Source organism: Natronoflexus pectinivorans (assembly GCF_004345615.1).
In the GTDB taxonomy this organism is placed as follows: domain Bacteria; phylum Bacteroidota; class Bacteroidia; order Bacteroidales; family Marinilabiliaceae; genus Natronoflexus; species Natronoflexus pectinivorans.
Window position 1 is genome coordinate 1 of record NZ_SLWK01000019.1, and the last position, 16,636, is coordinate 16,636.

20 protein-coding genes and 1 rRNA gene are annotated in these 16,636 nt (G+C 39.9%); 16 read left to right on the plus strand and 5 right to left on the minus strand.

Annotation, left to right across the window (positions count from 1 at the left end; all coding sequences use genetic code 11):
* Positions 1 to 87: ribosomal RNA gene (gene rrf / locus EV194_RS15775) — 5S ribosomal RNA — on the plus strand; the annotation flags it as partial.
* Between the two features lie 593 nt (positions 88 to 680).
* Here rrf and EV194_RS15780 read toward each other — a convergent pair.
* From EV194_RS15780 to EV194_RS15795, 4 genes are all read right to left on the minus strand, one after another.
* On the minus strand, positions 681 to 1,451 hold the full coding sequence (locus EV194_RS15780; RefSeq protein ID WP_132435337.1) for a metallophosphoesterase: 771 nt from the start codon (positions 1,449 to 1,451) through the stop codon (positions 681 to 683).
* Between the two features lie 12 nt (positions 1,452 to 1,463).
* Positions 1,464 to 2,594: an MGDG synthase family glycosyltransferase gene (locus EV194_RS15785; protein WP_132435339.1), complete on the minus strand. Its 1,131-nt coding sequence runs from the start codon at positions 2,592 to 2,594 to the stop codon at positions 1,464 to 1,466.
* Between the two features lie 220 nt (positions 2,595 to 2,814).
* Positions 2,815 to 4,128, minus strand: coding sequence for a DUF6938 domain-containing protein (locus tag EV194_RS15790; protein WP_132435341.1), 1,314 nt, complete (start codon positions 4,126 to 4,128; stop codon positions 2,815 to 2,817).
* 388 nt (positions 4,129 to 4,516) lie between these two features.
* Positions 4,517 to 5,014 (minus strand): hypothetical protein, encoded by a 498-nt coding sequence (locus tag EV194_RS15795; protein ID WP_132435343.1) that lies wholly within the window; start codon positions 5,012 to 5,014, stop codon positions 4,517 to 4,519.
* Positions 5,015 to 5,492: 478 nt separating this feature from the next.
* Here EV194_RS15795 and ilvA point away from each other — a divergent pair, with 478 nt between their 5' ends.
* Entirely contained in the window at positions 5,493 to 6,734 is a 1,242-nt protein-coding gene (gene ilvA / locus EV194_RS15800; RefSeq protein WP_132435345.1) for a threonine ammonia-lyase, read from the plus strand.
* A 221-nt stretch (positions 6,735 to 6,955) separates the two neighbouring features.
* Here the strand turns inward: ilvA and fabD are convergent, their stop codons facing one another.
* Positions 6,956 to 7,846: an ACP S-malonyltransferase gene (fabD, locus tag EV194_RS15805; protein WP_132435347.1), complete on the minus strand. Its 891-nt coding sequence runs from the start codon at positions 7,844 to 7,846 to the stop codon at positions 6,956 to 6,958.
* 551 nt (positions 7,847 to 8,397) lie between these two features.
* Here fabD and rpsL point away from each other — a divergent pair.
* From rpsL to rpsQ, 14 genes are all read left to right on the plus strand, one after another.
* Positions 8,398 to 8,775, plus strand: coding sequence for a 30S ribosomal protein S12 (rpsL, locus tag EV194_RS15810; RefSeq protein WP_132435349.1), 378 nt, complete (start codon positions 8,398 to 8,400; stop codon positions 8,773 to 8,775).
* A 116-nt stretch (positions 8,776 to 8,891) separates the two neighbouring features.
* Complete coding sequence (gene rpsG, locus EV194_RS15815; RefSeq protein ID WP_132435351.1) at positions 8,892 to 9,368, plus strand: 30S ribosomal protein S7; 477 nt, start codon at positions 8,892 to 8,894, stop codon at positions 9,366 to 9,368.
* Positions 9,369 to 9,392: 24 nt separating this feature from the next.
* Positions 9,393 to 11,501, plus strand: a complete 2,109-nt coding sequence (fusA, locus tag EV194_RS15820) for an elongation factor G (RefSeq protein WP_132435353.1) — start codon at positions 9,393 to 9,395, stop codon at positions 11,499 to 11,501.
* Between the two features lie 22 nt (positions 11,502 to 11,523).
* On the plus strand, positions 11,524 to 11,829 hold the full coding sequence (gene rpsJ / locus EV194_RS15825; protein WP_079558276.1) for a 30S ribosomal protein S10: 306 nt from the start codon (positions 11,524 to 11,526) through the stop codon (positions 11,827 to 11,829).
* A 24-nt stretch (positions 11,830 to 11,853) separates the two neighbouring features.
* Positions 11,854 to 12,471 carry a 50S ribosomal protein L3 gene (gene rplC / locus EV194_RS15830; RefSeq protein ID WP_079558277.1) on the plus strand — a complete coding sequence of 206 codons (618 nt, stop codon included), beginning with the start codon at positions 11,854 to 11,856 and terminating at the stop codon, positions 12,469 to 12,471.
* A complete protein-coding gene (gene rplD / locus EV194_RS15835) occupies positions 12,471 to 13,100 on the plus strand; it encodes a 50S ribosomal protein L4 (RefSeq protein WP_132435355.1) in 630 nt (209 codons plus the stop codon). The genes rplC and rplD overlap by 1 nt, the downstream gene beginning before the upstream one ends.
* 11 nt (positions 13,101 to 13,111) lie before the next feature.
* Complete coding sequence (rplW, locus tag EV194_RS15840) at positions 13,112 to 13,402, plus strand: 50S ribosomal protein L23 (protein ID WP_132435357.1); 291 nt, start codon at positions 13,112 to 13,114, stop codon at positions 13,400 to 13,402.
* A 5-nt stretch (positions 13,403 to 13,407) separates the two neighbouring features.
* Positions 13,408 to 14,232, plus strand: a complete 825-nt coding sequence (gene rplB, locus EV194_RS15845; RefSeq protein WP_132435359.1) for a 50S ribosomal protein L2 — start codon at positions 13,408 to 13,410, stop codon at positions 14,230 to 14,232.
* Between the two features lie 20 nt (positions 14,233 to 14,252).
* On the plus strand, positions 14,253 to 14,522 hold the full coding sequence (gene rpsS / locus EV194_RS15850) for a 30S ribosomal protein S19 (RefSeq protein ID WP_132435361.1): 270 nt from the start codon (positions 14,253 to 14,255) through the stop codon (positions 14,520 to 14,522).
* A 34-nt stretch (positions 14,523 to 14,556) separates the two neighbouring features.
* On the plus strand, positions 14,557 to 14,973 hold the full coding sequence (gene rplV, locus EV194_RS15855) for a 50S ribosomal protein L22 (RefSeq protein WP_132435363.1): 417 nt from the start codon (positions 14,557 to 14,559) through the stop codon (positions 14,971 to 14,973).
* A gap of 7 nt (positions 14,974 to 14,980) precedes the next feature.
* Positions 14,981 to 15,700, plus strand: a complete 720-nt coding sequence (rpsC, locus tag EV194_RS15860; protein ID WP_079558283.1) for a 30S ribosomal protein S3 — start codon at positions 14,981 to 14,983, stop codon at positions 15,698 to 15,700.
* A gap of 33 nt (positions 15,701 to 15,733) precedes the next feature.
* Positions 15,734 to 16,165, plus strand: a complete 432-nt coding sequence (gene rplP / locus EV194_RS15865) for a 50S ribosomal protein L16 (protein WP_079558284.1) — start codon at positions 15,734 to 15,736, stop codon at positions 16,163 to 16,165.
* 4 nt (positions 16,166 to 16,169) lie between these two features.
* Complete coding sequence (gene rpmC, locus EV194_RS15870) at positions 16,170 to 16,367, plus strand: 50S ribosomal protein L29 (RefSeq protein WP_079558380.1); 198 nt, start codon at positions 16,170 to 16,172, stop codon at positions 16,365 to 16,367.
* Between the two features lie 9 nt (positions 16,368 to 16,376).
* Positions 16,377 to 16,634 carry a 30S ribosomal protein S17 gene (gene rpsQ / locus EV194_RS15875; RefSeq protein WP_079558285.1) on the plus strand — a complete coding sequence of 86 codons (258 nt, stop codon included), beginning with the start codon at positions 16,377 to 16,379 and terminating at the stop codon, positions 16,632 to 16,634.
* The last annotated feature ends 2 nt before the right edge of the window (positions 16,635 to 16,636 follow it).

A 16,636-nucleotide genomic window follows, 5' to 3' on the forward strand; every position in this document is an offset into this window, starting at 1 on the left:
CCACCTCTTCCCATTCCGAACAGAGAAGTTAAGCCCTGCAGCGCCGATGGTACTGCGTAAAAGTGGGAGAGTAGGTCGCCGCCGACCTTAGAAAGAAGCCGATTCAGAGATGAGTCGGCTTTTTTGTGTTTATGGTTAAACGCAAAGACGCAGAGTCGCAAAGTTTTTTTATATTTCTTATATGCCTTATATGGTAAAAAAAACTCTGTGCATCTCCGTGTTTTCTCTATGTCCCTCCGTGTAACTATAATTGCTTCTACGTATTTTGTTTCTCTAATTGACAGATATCTTACAACCTCTCGACCCAATAGCCAATTGACCTTATTACCCTCAATTAAAATCTTATGTGCGTTATGTGGTGAAAATTAACCACAAAGTTCACAAAGAGTACACATAGTTCACAATATCCATTGCGTTCATTGTGATAACATGGTGTCCATAGTGGTTAAAACCTTATGTGCCTTATGTGGTTCAAATTGCACACCTACGGAGTGCCGCTCGCCAGAGAGTTGTTATATTTCTATCAACATTTGTCACCTACGGCGACACTCCCAGCGATTTTTATAATGTTTTTAATACCTAATTATGATTAAATTCCATCACGAAAACTCGTTCCGGTTTCCTGTTTCCGATCTCCTGTCTCCCTTTCCCTGCGCCTTTATGTGTCTTATGTGGTGATTTTATGCAGAAACTGCCATCTTTGCAGGAACTACATTCCTTTGCTTTTTAAATTCTTTAAACAAGGCAGCTTTGTTTTTAAATTTCAATGTCTCAACAATCATCTTGTTGGTGTTGACTATTACACCTTGAAATCGCCCCATAGAGCACGAACCGCAGTTTATATATTGTTTTTTGTTTTGCAGATAGTAAGTTTTATAGGCTTCGAGTTTATGCGTGTGACCCATAATTACCATATCATATACTTTCAATAACTTTAGAGCATGTTTAAGATATTTATACGAGTTGTATTTTCTAGGAACTCTGTTGATGGCGTCATCAAATTCCAGAATTTTGAAATAGGTTTTATGAGCCCATTTAAATTTGATGATATGTCTGAGTATGGTATGAAGAAATGTTTGAATTTTGCGCCCTATTCTTGATCCGTTCATGAAATCAACACTGTGGCCGTGCTCTATAAATATGGTTTTGCCATCTTCATTTGTGATGGTTAAATTCTCCCTTGCTTTACCATTTATTGCATCGTGATTTCCCTGTAGCATTACGAATTTGGGATTTTTGAAGTAGGTAATAAGTTTATGCTGAGTCTGACATATTTCTTTATAAGTATACTTGTATAGTTCAAAGATGTCACCATTCAAAACTACCTTATCTATTTTGGCTTTTTTTATCACCAATTCCATGGATTCTATAAACTCATCAGCATTCCAGCCAAATGTTTCAAAAAAGTCGTTGTTGCCTATGTGAAGGTCCGCTATAACCAAAATATTCATTTTGATGTATTGTTAGGTTGTAACTATGAATTTAGATACTTGGGGTGTTCCGTTTCTTAGCGAAGCTTTTTGAATGTTCTGTTTGTAGTAATCCAGTTTCCCGGGATCTCTCAACAAACTTCTGGTTTTTAAGGGAAGTTTGTTAATGTCACGCTCATATATTCCGAGGTTGTTATCTCGTACAAATTCCATATTCCCTTTTTCCTGTTCCCAAATATAATTGTTGATTACGGGAATTTTCCCGCTTAATAATATCTCCATAAAAGTACTTGCGCCGCATTTGGTAACAACTATATCTGCAATGCTAATTAATTCATGCACGAAGTCGATAAACGTATATAGTTTTAGATTCTGAAATTGATGCTTCGCTTTCATCTTTTCTGCTTTTCGGTACAACTCTTTATTGTTGCCACACACAATTGCCACATAGTCATCAGGGTTGTCCTGAAGGAATGATTTTAAAATCTTTTTCCCTTTTGGAATTCCGTCTCCTCCTCCGAGTATAAGAATTATCTTCCTCTCAGGTTCAAAGCCAAGTTCTTGCTTGATTTTGTTTGTTCTCTCACTTGGCATGGGTTGGGTGAATTTCTCATCGAGAATAAAAGGGAAATGTGCTACCCTGCTATTTTCAATACCAATATTCAAGCAATGTTCTTTTAGTCGTTGGGAGAAAACAATAAACTTTGGCGTTTTATCAAGGAACCAGATGGGGTGTGCAGTAAATGGGTCGGTAACAACCACCATAACTGGTATTGAAAGGTTGTTTTTGTTGATGATCTCTAGTATTGGTTTAATGAGAAAGAAATGAAATATGACTATTTTATCTGGATGTTCCTTCATGATTTTTTTTTCGAGGCTCTTTCTGATAAAAAGGGAGACAATAAACGTGGTGAATAAAGCCACAGGCTTTATTTTATTAATGGCGTACAGTAATTCAAATACCCAAACAGCAGAGGATTGAGATATTCTGTAGCCATCTTCAATAAAAAACTTTATCCATTTGCCTGAATTGGCAAACCCGTCAAACAAGTCAATATTTATGTTGTTCTGATATTTTACCTTGATGTATTTTGCAACGGATTTGGCCGGAGCCAGATGTCCACCTCCCGTTTTTAAATAAAGAAAAAGATAGTTTTGCTGCATGGTTTTGTTTGAATAAATGGTTTGTTGAATTCATTATTAAAACCGAACATACATGTTCGGTTATTTTAAGCTGTTATCTTAATATCTGTGTTTCTCAGAATAATCAAACCCTTTATAATTATTCGTACTGCTCATATTATCTACCAATACAAAACTATTTGACAATTATTACTTAATCATTGAGTAAATGTTATGATATTGAAAACTTTAGTGGTGTTCATTATTGTAGTGAATCGTTTGATTCAGGCATCTGTCCGTGTTGTATAAAGTATTCTATATTGTATGTTCCATTTTTTCGTGCTTTGAGAAACCCTGCCCACGCAGCTTCTGCCAAACGTCCTTTGTGTAGCATGTCAGTTAGCCACTGATCGGTATAGACCGGATTCTCCTGTTTAACGCCTGCTTGTATTTCCTGAAGCCACTTTTTATTGAATCTTTCCTGCGAACCAATGGTTGGCGTCATAATTATTGGAATGCCAAGCGCACAATAAAATGAAAGTTCGCTGGGTTTGCTCCATAGAATATCTGTTGTTTGTAGGGCATCGTTCATTTTGTCGAAGTATTCATATATGTTATTGCTGTAAATAACCTTTATGCTTTCTGACTGAATGCTCTCTTTAACTTTTTTGAAATAGTTGGCAACTTCCCGACGAGTTCCGGCCACCAGGTTTAGCTTAATTTCTCCCTTTTTTAGTTTTGCCTTAAGACTGATGGCTATTTGTTCTCCGATTTTTGCCTGCGCACCTGCCCCTCCCACGGCATAGGTAATGGTTAAAACTCTGGAACTTTTGAATTCGCAGTTTTCTTTGCCCAGAAAGTGCTTAACGCTCTTTTTATATAGAGACCAGAACCTTTTGTTGGGATCCAGGTAATGAAGTCGTTGCCCCAAATTCTTTTTCAGAACTGATAATTCTTGATCCCCCAGCAGCTCTTTTGGAAGAGGAAACCCGGTTATATGAATATGATTTTCCGGAACACCGTATGCTTTAAGTCTTCCGGCTGTTCTTCCACATGGAGCAAAATAATTGATGTTGCTTTCCCATGGCTCTTTTCTAACCCAAACCCTGTTCAAATCGGTATCGCAAATAATACAGAAAGTGCGAGAATATCCTGCAATATCAGCGGCTATGGCAGGCGCATAAAAACTGGTGGTCAGAGGCAAACCGGACAGGGAAACTTTTTCTACAATACTTCTGCAAAGGCCATTTTTTATACTGGATTCAAGCATTCTCACCTGAAATGAGCTTTTTGAAAGGTTGCGGTATGGATAGTACGACGGGATCATCAGAAAATAATCCAGTATTTTAAAAATTTGATTCCCGATTACGGGAATCTCACGTGCTCTGGAGAGTAATTCATATATCTTAAGAGTCCTTCTCCACAGTCTTCGCTCCGATGCAGGGGTGTTTTTATTGTTACCGACAGATACGATGTTTCCTTGTCCAATATTTCTCAACGGATAAATTGCCCTCTGATGGCCGTAGCCCATATCTGCTGTTACAAGCCAGGTTGTTTTTTTTGAACTGTTTTGCATTTTGTCGGTTTTCTATATGCTTCTTTTATTTAATTCACTTGCTATTTTTATAGCTGGTGTCAAGTCAACCGTAAAAAGACGGGCTAGTATTGTGCGTTTGGCTTTCCCCCTTGGCTTCGGTGTGAGACTTCGGTGTGAGCTCAGTCGAACACTCAGCCGAACGCTCAGCCGAACGGGGTTAGGGGTGAGCTAGGGAAAAAAATCAGGTTTGACTTGACACTGGTTTGTTGTATTGCCGAAATGTTGATGGCTCAAATCTACCCATTGTTGATAAATAGGTATTTGCATTCATGTTAACTTTTTATTGCGATACTGTTAACGACTGGATGCAATAAAAAAAGGAGATGAATTTCTTCATCTCCTTTCCTTACCAATATTTAATCTCAAATTAATTTGCAGCGTATAAGTTATTCACGTTTACAAAAAGCTCAGGATAATAACAGGCAATAAGGCCTAAAGCTCTTTCCAGCGGAAGTTCTCCGTTGCTTAAACGTGCTTGGTACGAGAGTGCTTCACTGGATAAAAACAGCATGTTGGTTTGTTCTGGAAGCATTGCGTATTGACTGTTTATTCTTTCAGCTCCAAATCCCGTCCTTTTACAAGTGTATTGAACTTCCATTACATTGCTGCGCACAATATAGTCGGTGCATCTTCTGCGCTCATTAACCAGAATGGTGACTGGTGCAGCTCCGTTTTCATACGTCAATTCAAATTTGCGCATGGTGGCATTACCAACTTGCTCCGGCTCAACTTCCACGATGGTGTAGTCACCAAGTATGGATGGAGTTTCTCCTTGTAATTTTAAAGTTTCAGCTGTTGCAAAGTTTACACTCGCGAAAAACATAACCATTGTTATGACTCCAGATAAAATGTTTGCTCGTTTCATATCGTTTTGTTTTTAATTGTTTTTAATTTGTATGTGATAGATTAAAGTCAATCTGTGTGCCAAATATTGTAAGAGTCATAAAATCAGTATAAAAAGGTGTTTTAAATTGAAGTGTGATGTTCGGAAACGGATAATTTGTGTTCGAAAACGAACATTTGGGAACGATGATAGAAAATCTATAATTTGGATTGTTTATATCTCTTTAAGTGCCATATTTAGAGGGTTTATATGGTTGTTTGAGTTGCTTGATTATTATTCGTTTACAGTTGATTATTTTTGAAGACTGATAAAATGTAAGATTTAAGCTCTGAAATTTAGTTGTGATTGAAAAATGTGAGTGTGATGGTGTTTTAAAAGACATAAAAACAAGCAGATAGGGGGTAGTTATAATATGTAAGCTGGGTTGGTTTTGTTCTTGTTTTAAAGCATTGTTTTTATATGGAATGAATGGTGTGTATATTTGCACAAAAATGAACTCATGATTTCTGTTGAAAAAATTGAAGCTGCTCGCCAACAAATAAAGGAGGTTGTGGTGCGCACGCCATTGGTATTCGATCCTGTTTTGTCTGAAAGATACAATGCGAACATATATTTAAAGAGAGAAGATCTACAGGTTGTAAGATCCTACAAAATAAGAGGTGCATATAATAAAATCTCCAGTCTGAACCGGTCTGAACTAAAACATGGAATAGTTTGTGCCAGTGCAGGTAATCATGCACAAGGGTTTGCATACTCTTGCCGGAAACTTGATATCTCCGGAAGAATCTTTATGCCTGCCACTACCCCTAAGCAAAAAATCAGGCAGGTGCGCATGTTTGGGAAAGATCATATTGAAATAATTCTAACCGGCGATACTTACGATGATGCCTATAAGGCAGCAATGGAAGATTGCCGGGAGAAAGGGAGCGTTTTTATTCATCCCTTTGATGATGAAATGGTCATTGCTGGACAAGGGACAGTAGGGTTGGAAATTCTTGAAGATGCAAATTTCGCCTTAGATTATGTTTTAGTTCCAATTGGTGGTGGCGGATTAATATGTGGCCTTGGTTCCTATTTAAGGGAGAAAAGTCCCGAAACAAAAATAATTGGAATTGAACCCGAAGGAGCTCCTGCCATGAAACAGTCTCTTGATAAAGGAGAACGTGTTGTTTTGGAAAATTTTGAAAAATTTGTGGATGGAGCAGCAGTTTCCACTGTAGGTGAAATAAATTTTGCAATGGCCGAAGAGGTCATCGATGAAATGGTGTTGGTTCCCGAAGGAAAAGTTTGTACAACCATTCTTCAGTTATACAATGAGGAAGCAATTGTGGCTGAACCTGCCGGCGCATTAAGCATCGCCGCATTGGAATCCATGCGCCATCAAATTGCGGGAAAAAATGTAGTCTGCATTGTGAGCGGAGGTAATAACGATATAACCAGAACTGAAGAAATTAAAGAGAGGTCACTGTTGTATGAAGGGTTGAAGCATTACTTTATTATTAAGTTTCCTCAAAGAGCAGGTGCATTAAAGGATTTTTTAAATGATGTTCTTGGTCCGGATGATGACATTACCCATTTTGAATACACTAAGAAAAATAGTCGAGATGCAGGACCGGCATTGGTTGGTATAGAAACAAAAACCAAGGATGATTATCAACTTTTATTAGAACGAATGAAGGAGAAGAGAATCAACTTTACACCGGTAAACGACTCCCCGGATCTGTTTCATTTGCTTATTTGATGAATGATTGAAAACTATATGTAAAATTAAACGGGAAGTGCCTGTGGCAACTTCCCGTTTAATTTTTTGTTGGTCATAGTAAACAATAGTTCGCTAATATTTTTTTTATTTGCGTAATTAACCGGCGTTTACGAGTTCGCTGTCAAAATATTCAATTGGTTGATAATAGCTTGTTTGCTCGTGTCTAATATCTAATAATCTAACGTTCTATCGACTATCCTCTATTGTTGAAACTGTCCAATGTTTTCTGCTTCCGCGTTGCGATCAATCTTTTTTATCAACCCCTGAAGAACTTTACCCGGCCCAATTTCAGTAAAATGGGTTGCTCCGTCGGCAATCATGTTTTGTACTGTTTGCGTCCAACGTACAGGTGCTGTCAATTGAGCAATCAAATTTTCTTTAATCTCAGCAGGATCGGTAAAAGGTTTTGCACTTACGTTTTGATAAACCGGACATATAGGCTTAACAATATTGGTCTCTTCAATTGCTTTGGCAAGTTCTGCTCTGGCAGGTTCCATCAGGGGAGAGTGGAATGCTCCGCCAACAGGTAGTTTAAGTGCTCGCTTTGCACCTTTCTCTTTTAAAACTTCACAAGCTTTATCAACTCCTGATATCGATCCGGAAATCACCAATTGTCCGGGACAGTTATAGTTGGCGGCAACCACAACTTCTTCAATCGAGTCACAAACCTCTTCAACCACATTGTCCTCCAGCCCCACAATGGCAGCCATAGTAGATGGTTCTTTTTCACAAGCTTTTTGCATGGCCAATGCCCTTTGAGAAACAAGCTTTAAGCCATCCTCAAACGAAAGAGCTCCGGCTGCAACAAGAGCAGAGAATTCTCCAAGAGAGTGCCCCGCAGTCATTTCAGGTTGAAACGAATCGCCTAATGTTTTGGCCAATATCACAGAATGCAGGAAAATTGCCGGCTGTGTAACCTTTGTTTGTTTCAGATCTTCGTCGCTGCCTTCAAACATCAGTTCAGTAATCCGAAATCCAAGGATTTCGTTCGCTTTCTCAAACATCTCTTTGGCTAAGGGAGATTGCTCGTACAAATCTTTACCCATTCCGGTAAATTGTGCACCCTGACCAGGAAATACATAAGCTTTCATATAAGTATTGTTTTGATGTAATTTGAAATTACTGGTTTTTATTAAGTATCTGATTTTGTTTTTTGTTTCGCTTCTTTCCCTTCATGTATAATTTATGTATGATAATAGTTCGTTAATCTTTTTTATTTGCCTAATTATCAAATATTTATGAATTCGCTGTAATGCCGTGCAATCAGCTGATAATAAGAAACTTACTTGTGTTTAGTATCTAATAATCTAAAAGTCTAACGATCTATTGTATGATGAAGAGATTAAAAAAAACCGGTGCAAAGATAGAATTATTTTTTGACGTCAAAATGAATGTCCATTTTCCCGGTGTTGCATATTAGCGCGTTTTTAGTCCCACAGGCACTAAAAAGATGTTAAATGGATAATTCTCAGCAAAAAAGAAGGTTGGAGTTTTTTTATTTATAATTTAATTTCCTACTTTTGCACCGCTTTTTGTGCCAAGGTGTGAAATTATTTGAAAATCAGCGGGGTTTTTAAATTAAAAAATAATACCTTTGCAACCCGTTTTGAACGAGATTATTATAGTTTAAATTTAAGTATATATGCCAACAATTCAGCAATTAGTAAGAAAAGGACGTAATAAGCTGGTAGAGAAAAGTAAGTCTCCGGCTTTGGATTCATGTCCACAACGCAGGGGTGTATGTGTAAGGGTATATACCACCACTCCAAAGAAACCAAACTCAGCCATGCGTAAAGTTGCAAGGGTACGTTTGACCAATGGAAAAGAGGTAAATGCCTATATTCCCGGAGAAGGTCATAACCTACAGGAGCACTCCATCGTTTTGGTAAGAGGAGGAAGAGTAAAAGATCTGCCAGGTGTACGTTATCACCTTGTACGTGGTGCATTGGATGCATCCGGAGTAGATGGTCGTACCCAGCGTCGCTCAAAGTATGGAACTAAGCGTCCAAAGAAAAAGTAATTAACTGACTGATAGTTTTGTTTATTGGTTTGTGTTTAGGTTGAGTAAATGAAACAAATCATTGAAGAGTCAAATACAGCCAGTAAATTTTGAAAGACTAATAAACAAAAAGAGAAATGAGAAAAAGTAAACCAAAAAAGCGGGTATTGCTGCCCGATCCCAAGTTTAACGATACTTTGGTAACACAATTTGTGAACAACCTGATGTTAGACGGGAAAAAATCCATTGCTTATACCATTTTCTATTCTGCTCTTGATTTGATGAACGACAAAGCAGAAAAAGAGGGTAAACCAGCCCTTGAGATGTGGAAAAAAGCACTTGAAAACATTACCCCTTCTGTTGAGGTAAAAAGTCGCCGTGTTGGTGGTGCCACATTCCAGGTTCCTACCGAAATACGTTCCGAGCGTAAAGTGTCATATAGCATGAAGAATATGATTCTTTTCGCACGTAAAAGAAGCGGAAAGTCTATGGCTGAAAAACTGTCCGCTGAAATTGTTGCTGCATATAATCAGGAAGGTGGCGCTTACAAGAAGAAGGAAGACATGCATAAAATGGCTGAAGCCAACCGCGCTTTTGCTCATTTCAGATTTTAATAATCAGTTGATTGAGATAGACAAATGGCAAGAGATTTAAAATATACAAGAAACATTGGAATTATGGCTCACATTGATGCCGGAAAAACAACCACCACTGAGCGGATTTTGTTTTATACCGGTATCACTCACAAGCTGGGAGAAACCCATGATGGCTCCGCCACCATGGACTGGATGGAGCAGGAGCAGGAGAGAGGAATAACCATTACTTCTGCAGCCATAAGTACCCAATGGAATTACAACAACGAAGAGTATAAAGTCAACATCATTGACACCCCGGGACACGTTGACTTTACTGTAGAGGTTGAGCGTTCACTGAGAATTCTTGATGGTGCTGTTGCTCTTTTTTGTGCTGTAGGAGGTGTTGAACCACAGTCGGAAACTGTTTGGAGACAAGCTAACAAATACGGGGTGCCTCGTATTGGCTTTGTTAACAAGATGGACCGTTCAGGAGCTAATTTCTTTGAAGTTGTGCGTCAGGTGAAGGAAGTATTAGGAGCAAACCCTGTGCCTCTTCAGATTCCAATCGGTGCGGAAGAAACCTTCCGTGGAGTTGTTGACTTGTTAGACAACAAAGCTGTGGTATGGTATGAAGATGATGTACTTGGACAGCGTTATGAGTTGGAAGCAATTCCTGCTGATATGGTTGACGAGGTAAATGAGTGGAGAGGAAAACTGATTGAAGCTGTTGCTGAGTACGATGATCAGCTTATGGAGAAGTTTTTCGATGATCCGGACTCAATTACACCAGAAGAATTAATCAATGTTACCCGCCAGGCTGTTGTGGACATGAAAATTGTTCCAATGCTTTGCGGTTCTGCATTTAAGAATAAAGGAGTTCAGCGTCTGCTGGATGCTGTAATTCGTTACCTGCCTTCACCAAATGATGTAGGCGAAATTGAAGGAACCAATCCTAAAACGGATAAAACAGAATCACGTCCACACGAGGAAGACGCTCCGTTTACTGCATTGGCATTCAAAATTGCTACCGATCCTTTTGTTGGTCGTTTGGCGTTTATGCGTGTTTATTCAGGTAAACTTGAAGCTGGTTCTTATGTATATAACACCAGAAGCGAAAAGAAAGAGCGTATCTCTCGCCTTTATCAGATGAAATCCAATAAGCAGATGCCAATTGAGAGCATTTCTGCAGGAGATATTTGCGCAGGTGTTGGTTTCAAAGATATCCGTACCGGTGATACTTTATGTGATGAGAAACATCCAATTATTTTGGAATCTATGGATTTTCCGGAACCCGTTATTGGTATTTCTGTGGAGCCCAAGAGTCAGAAAGATATGGATAAACTTGGAACCGGTTTGAGCAAATTGGCCGAAGAAGATCCAACCTTTAGAGTTCATACCGACGCCGATAGTGGTCAAACTGTTATCAGCGGTATGGGTGAGCTTCACCTTGAAATCATCATCGACCGTTTGAAACGTGAGTTTAAGGTTGAGTGTAATCAGGGACGTCCTCAGGTTGCATATAAGGAGTCTATTAGCCAGACTGTTGACCACAGAGAAGTTTTCAAAAAGCAAACCGGAGGTCGTGGTAAATTTGCCGATATCATCGTTAAAGTAGGTCCAATTGATGAAGGTAAGGAAGGGCTTCAGTTCAACGATTTGGTTAAGGGTGGTAACATTCCGAAAGAATATGTCCCATCGGTTCAAAAAGGTTTCCAGAACGCTATGCAAAATGGTGTTTTAGCCGGATTCCCTGTTGAAAACCTAAAAGTTGAATTGTTGGATGGTTCATTTCACCCTGTTGACTCTGATCAGCTATCGTTTGAAATATGTGCGCGCCAGGCATTTAAAGCTGCCTGTGCTAAAGCAAAGCCAACCTTGCTTGAACCAATCATGCGAGTGGAAGTAGTAACCCCTGAAGAGTATATGGGTGATATTATTGGCGACTTTAACAAGCGCAGAGGTCAGGTTGAAGGAATGGAATCAAAGGCAGGAGCCCGTGTTGTTAAGGCCAGAGTACCTCTGTCTGAGATGTTCGGTTATGTGACTGCATTGCGAACCATATCTTCAGGTCGTGCAACTTCTTCCATGGAATTTTCTCATTACGAAGAAGTATCCAAGGCTATTGCCACTGAAGTTGTGAAAGAAGCTAAGGGTAAAATCGAATTATTGTAAGAACTCTTTTGCATATACTATTATGAATCAAAAAATAAGAATAAAACTGAAATCATACGATCACAACTTGGTAGATAAATCTGCCGAGAAGATCGTAAAAACGGTAAAGAGCACAGGTGCGGTTGTAAGCGGCCCCATTCCATTGCCAACTCACAAAAGAGTATTTACCGTTTTGCGTGCCACCTTCGTCAATAAAAAGTCAAGAGAACAGTTTCAGTTGTCAAACTATAAACGGCTGATTGACATCTACAGTTCTACTGCTAAAACCATTGACGCTCTCATGAAGTTAGAACTTCCCAGCGGTGTGGAAGTAGAAATAAAAGTGTGATAATTAATTGAAAATCGAAAAGCAATGCCAGGATTAATTGGAAAAAAAATCGGAATGACATCCGTTTTCAGTGCCGATGGAAAAAATGTTCCATGCACTGTTATCGAAGCTGGGCCTTGCGTCGTTACACAGGTTAAAACGGTGGAAACCGATGGTTATGATGCCGTACAATTAGCCTACGACGAAAAAAGAGAGAAGAGTACCACCAAGCCCATGAAAGGGCATTTTCAAAAAGCAGGTACCACTCCAAAGGCCAAACTGGTTGAATTCAAGGATTTCGAGCAAGAGTTCAAACCGGGTGACGTAGTCACCGTTGACATGATATCGGAAGATACGTTTGTGGACGTATGCGGTATCTCTAAAGGGAAAGGTTTTCAAGGCGTTGTAAAACGTCATGGTTTCCGTGGGGTAGGAGATGCTACTCACGGTCAGCATAACCGTTTGAGAGCTCCCGGATCGTTAGGTGCTTCTTCATACCCTTCAAGAGTATTTAAGGGCATGAGAATGGCCGGAAGAACCGGAGGCGACAGGGTTAAAGTTGAAAACCTGCGAGTGTTAAAAGTGATTCCCGAAAGCAATCTGTTATTAATCAAAGGATCTGTGCCGGGCGCGAAAGGGTCATATCTAATTATTGAAGTGTAATGGAACTGAATATATTAAACATCAAAGGAGAAGATACCGGCAGAAAAATTGAGTTGCCTGATTCAGTTTTTGCTATTGAACCCAACGACCACGCCATTTATCTTGATGTAAAACAGTATCTGGCCAACAATCGTCAGGGTACTCATAAAGCCAAAGAGCGTAATGAGATTGCCGGGAGTACCAAAAAGATCAAGAAACAAAAAGGAACAGGTACTGCCCGAGCTGGTAGTATTAAAAGTCCTGTTTTTAGAGGTGGAGGCCGCATTTTTGGGCCCAGACCACGTAACTACAGCTTTAAATTGAATAAAAAGCTAAAAAGATTGGCGCGTTTATCTGCCCTCTCATATAAAGCTAAAAACAATTCAATAGTAGTTGTTGAGGACTTTTCTATGGAAGTTCCAAAAACCAGCGAATTCAATAACATCCGTAAAAATCTGAAACTTGACGGAACACGTTCATTGCTGGTGTTGAAAGAGATGGATCGTAATGTATTTCTTTCTTCGAGGAACATTCAGAGAGCAGAAGTATCTGTTGCTTCAGGACTAAATACTTACAGCATCATGAAAGCCAATTCATTGGTGTTGACTGAAAGTTCTGTAGAGCAAATCGGTAAACTATTTAATGAATAAGGAGATCAGTCATGGATGTTATTGTAAAACCCATAGTCACTGAGAAGATGACCCAACAGGGAGAAGCCCTGAACAGATACGGCTTTATTGTGAAGGATCGCGTAAGCAAGTCCGAAATCAAAAAAGCAGTAGAAGAGATGTACGATGTTACTGTTGCGACTGTAAATACGATGCGTTATAGCGGCAAATTAAAAACCCGTTATACCAAGAGCGGAATTCTTTCCGGACGTACCGCATCATATAAAAAGGCCATAGTAACATTAGCCGAAGGAGATAAAATTGATTTTTATAGCAATATCTAATCAAAATGGCAGTAAGAAAGCTAAAGCCCACAACACCGGGGCAGAGACACAAAATTATTGGTGCATTTGATTCGATTACCTCGAGTGTACCAGAGAAGTCCTTGCTGAGGCCTTTGAAAAAATCCGGCGGTAGAAATAATACCGGAAAAATGACCATGCGTTATTTAGGAGGCGGTCACAAAAGGAAGTACCGGGTAGTCGATTTCAAACGAAATAAAGACGGTGTTCTTGCAACAGTTGATTCAATCCAGTACGATCCTAACAGGAGCGCACGAATCGCTTTGCTGGTATATGCAGATGGTGAAAAACGTTACATCCTTGCGCCAAACGGTTTACAGGTTGGTAGTGAGTTGAATTCAGGAAGCGGAATCGCTCCAGAAATCGGTAATGCTTTGCCTCTGGGCGAGATTCCATTAGGAACCATCGTTCATAACATCGAACTTCAGCCTGGAAAAGGTGGAGCATTGGCACGTAGTGCCGGTACTTTCGCTCAATTGGCTGCTCGTGAAGGAAAATATGTCGTGTTACGATTACCTTCAGGTGAAACGAGAATGGTACTTACAACTTGTCGTGCCACTGTTGGTGCGGTAGGGAACTCAGATCATGCGCTTGAGAAATCAGGAAAAGCTGGTCGTAGCAGATGGCTAGGCCGTCGTCCGAGAGTTCGTGGTGTTGTGATGAACCCGGTTGATCACCCAATGGGTGGTGGAGAAGGACGTTCATCAGGAGGACATCCACGTTCCAGAAAAGGATTGCTTGCTAAAGGGTACAAAACACGTGCTCCTAAAAAAGCATCCAGTAAGTATATTCTCGAAAGAAGAAAAAAGTAACCGCTTAATTATTTGAGATTATGAGCAGATCATTAAAAAAAGGTCCTTTTATCGATTATAAGCTGGAACGTAAGGTTTTAACCATGAACGATTCCGGTAAAAAATCAGTAATTAAGACATGGGCCAGGGCATCAATGATTTCACCTGATTTTGTAGGACATACCATTGCAGTTCATAACGGAAATAAATTTATTCCCGTGTATGTTACTGAAAACATGGTTGGTCATAAATTGGGTGAATTTGCCCCGACACGAACTTATCGTGGTCACTCAGGTAATAAAAAGAAATAATACCTGAAAGTGTTAATATTTTAATGCAAAAACAATGGGTGCAAGAAAAAGAATAAAATCCGAACAACGAAAAGAAGCCAGAAAGACACAGGCTTACGCCCGCTTGCGAAATGTTCCGACGTCACCACGTAAAATGCGCTTGGTGATTGACTTGATTCGCGGGAAAGAGGTGAATCTGGCCCTTGATATTCTAAAGTTTTCTACCAAAGAAGCTTCACGCAAGGTAGAAAAGCTCTTATTGTCCGCTGTTGCCAACTGGAAAGAGAAGAATGAAGGTGTGCGCATCGAAGATGCGAACCTTTATGTAAAAGAGGCTTACGTGGATTCAGCGAGAATTCTGAAAAGATTAAGACCTGCTCCACAAGGACGGGCACACAGAATCCGTAAAAGATCCAACCACGTGACATTACTCGTGGATAGCAAAGTTTCAATCGTAAACCAGGAAAATTAATAGCCAGATGGGACAAAAAGTAAATCCAATAAGCAACAGGTTGGGAATCATCCGCGGATGGGATTCCAACTGGTTTGGCGGAAAGAACTACGGCGATAAATTGCTGGAAGATTCTAAAATCCGTAAATATCTAAATGCTCGTTTGGCTAAAGCCAGTATTTCGCGCATTATTATTGAGAGAACTCTTAAGTTAATTACCATTACAGTTTATACCGCTCGTCCGGGTATCATCATCGGGAAAGGCGGTCAGGAGGTTGATAAGCTGAAGGAAGAGCTTAAGAAAATCACCGACAAAGAAGTTCAGATCAATATCTTTGAAGTAAAACGTCCTGAGTTGGATGCCATGATTGTTGCCAACAACATCGCACGCCAGGTAGAAGGTCGTATCGCTTACCGTCGTGCCGTTAAAATGGCCATTGCATCAACCATGAGAATGGGAGCAGAAGGTATTAAGGTACAAGTTTCCGGACGTTTGAATGGAGCTGAAATGGCTCGTTCAGAAATGTATAAAGAAGGACGTACGCCTTTACATACATTCCGTGCAGATATTGATTATGCCAAAAGTGAAGCACTTACTAAAACCGGACTGATTGGAATCAAAGTCTGGATTTGTAAAGGCGAAATTTATGGCAAGCCGGACTTGTCGCCAAACTTCAACGTCAAAGAAACTGGCGGCGGAGGAAAAAAAGGCGGCCAGGGAGGTGGTTTTAAAAAGAGAAGAAAGTAATCATCCGTTAACTGTTTAATCGACTTAGGAACGATGTTACAACCTAAAAAAGTAAAGTTTAGACGCCAACAAAAGGGAAGAATGAAAGGAATTGCTCAACGTGGGCATGAACTGGCATTCGGGTCTTTTGGAATAAAATCCCTTCAAAGTAAATGGATTACAGGACGTCAGATAGAAGCGGCAAGGGTTGCCGTTACCCGTTATATGCAACGTCAGGGACAAATATGGATCAGAATTTTCCCGGATAAACCAATTACCAAAAAGCCAGCCGAAGTAAGGATGGGTAAAGGTAAAGGTAGCCCGGAAGGATTTGTAGCTCCAGTTACACCCGGACGCATACTCATCGAGTGCGATGGAGTACCTTTTAACGTAGCTAAAGAGGCATTGCGCCTGGCAGCTCAAAAGCTACCCGTTACCACTAAATTTATAGTGAGAAGGGATTTTGTTGAATCTTCAAATGCTTAAACCGATGAAAACTTCTGAAATTGTAGAGATGACCATCAGTGAAATTGAGGAGCGTTTGGATGCCCAAAAAGCAGAGCTGACACGCATGAAACTCAATCACCATATATCTCCATTGGAAAACCCAATGAAGATTAGAGAGACACGTAGGAACATCGCACGTATGCTGACCATTCTGCGTCAGAAACAAGTTAATGAAAAATAATTCAAGCAGATGGAAACAAGAAACTTGAGAAAAGAACGTATTGGCGTTGTGGTGAGCGAAAAAATGGATAAAACCATTGTCGTTAGTGTTGTTGTTCGTGAAAAACACCCGATGTACGGGAAGTTTATGAAGAAAACCAAAAAGTTTTACGCGCACGACGAGCAGAACAACAGCCATGTCGGGGATACTGTTAAAATAATGGAGACCCGCCCGCTTAGTAAAACTAAACGTTGGAGATTAGTTGAAATCCTAGAAAGAGCTAAGTAATC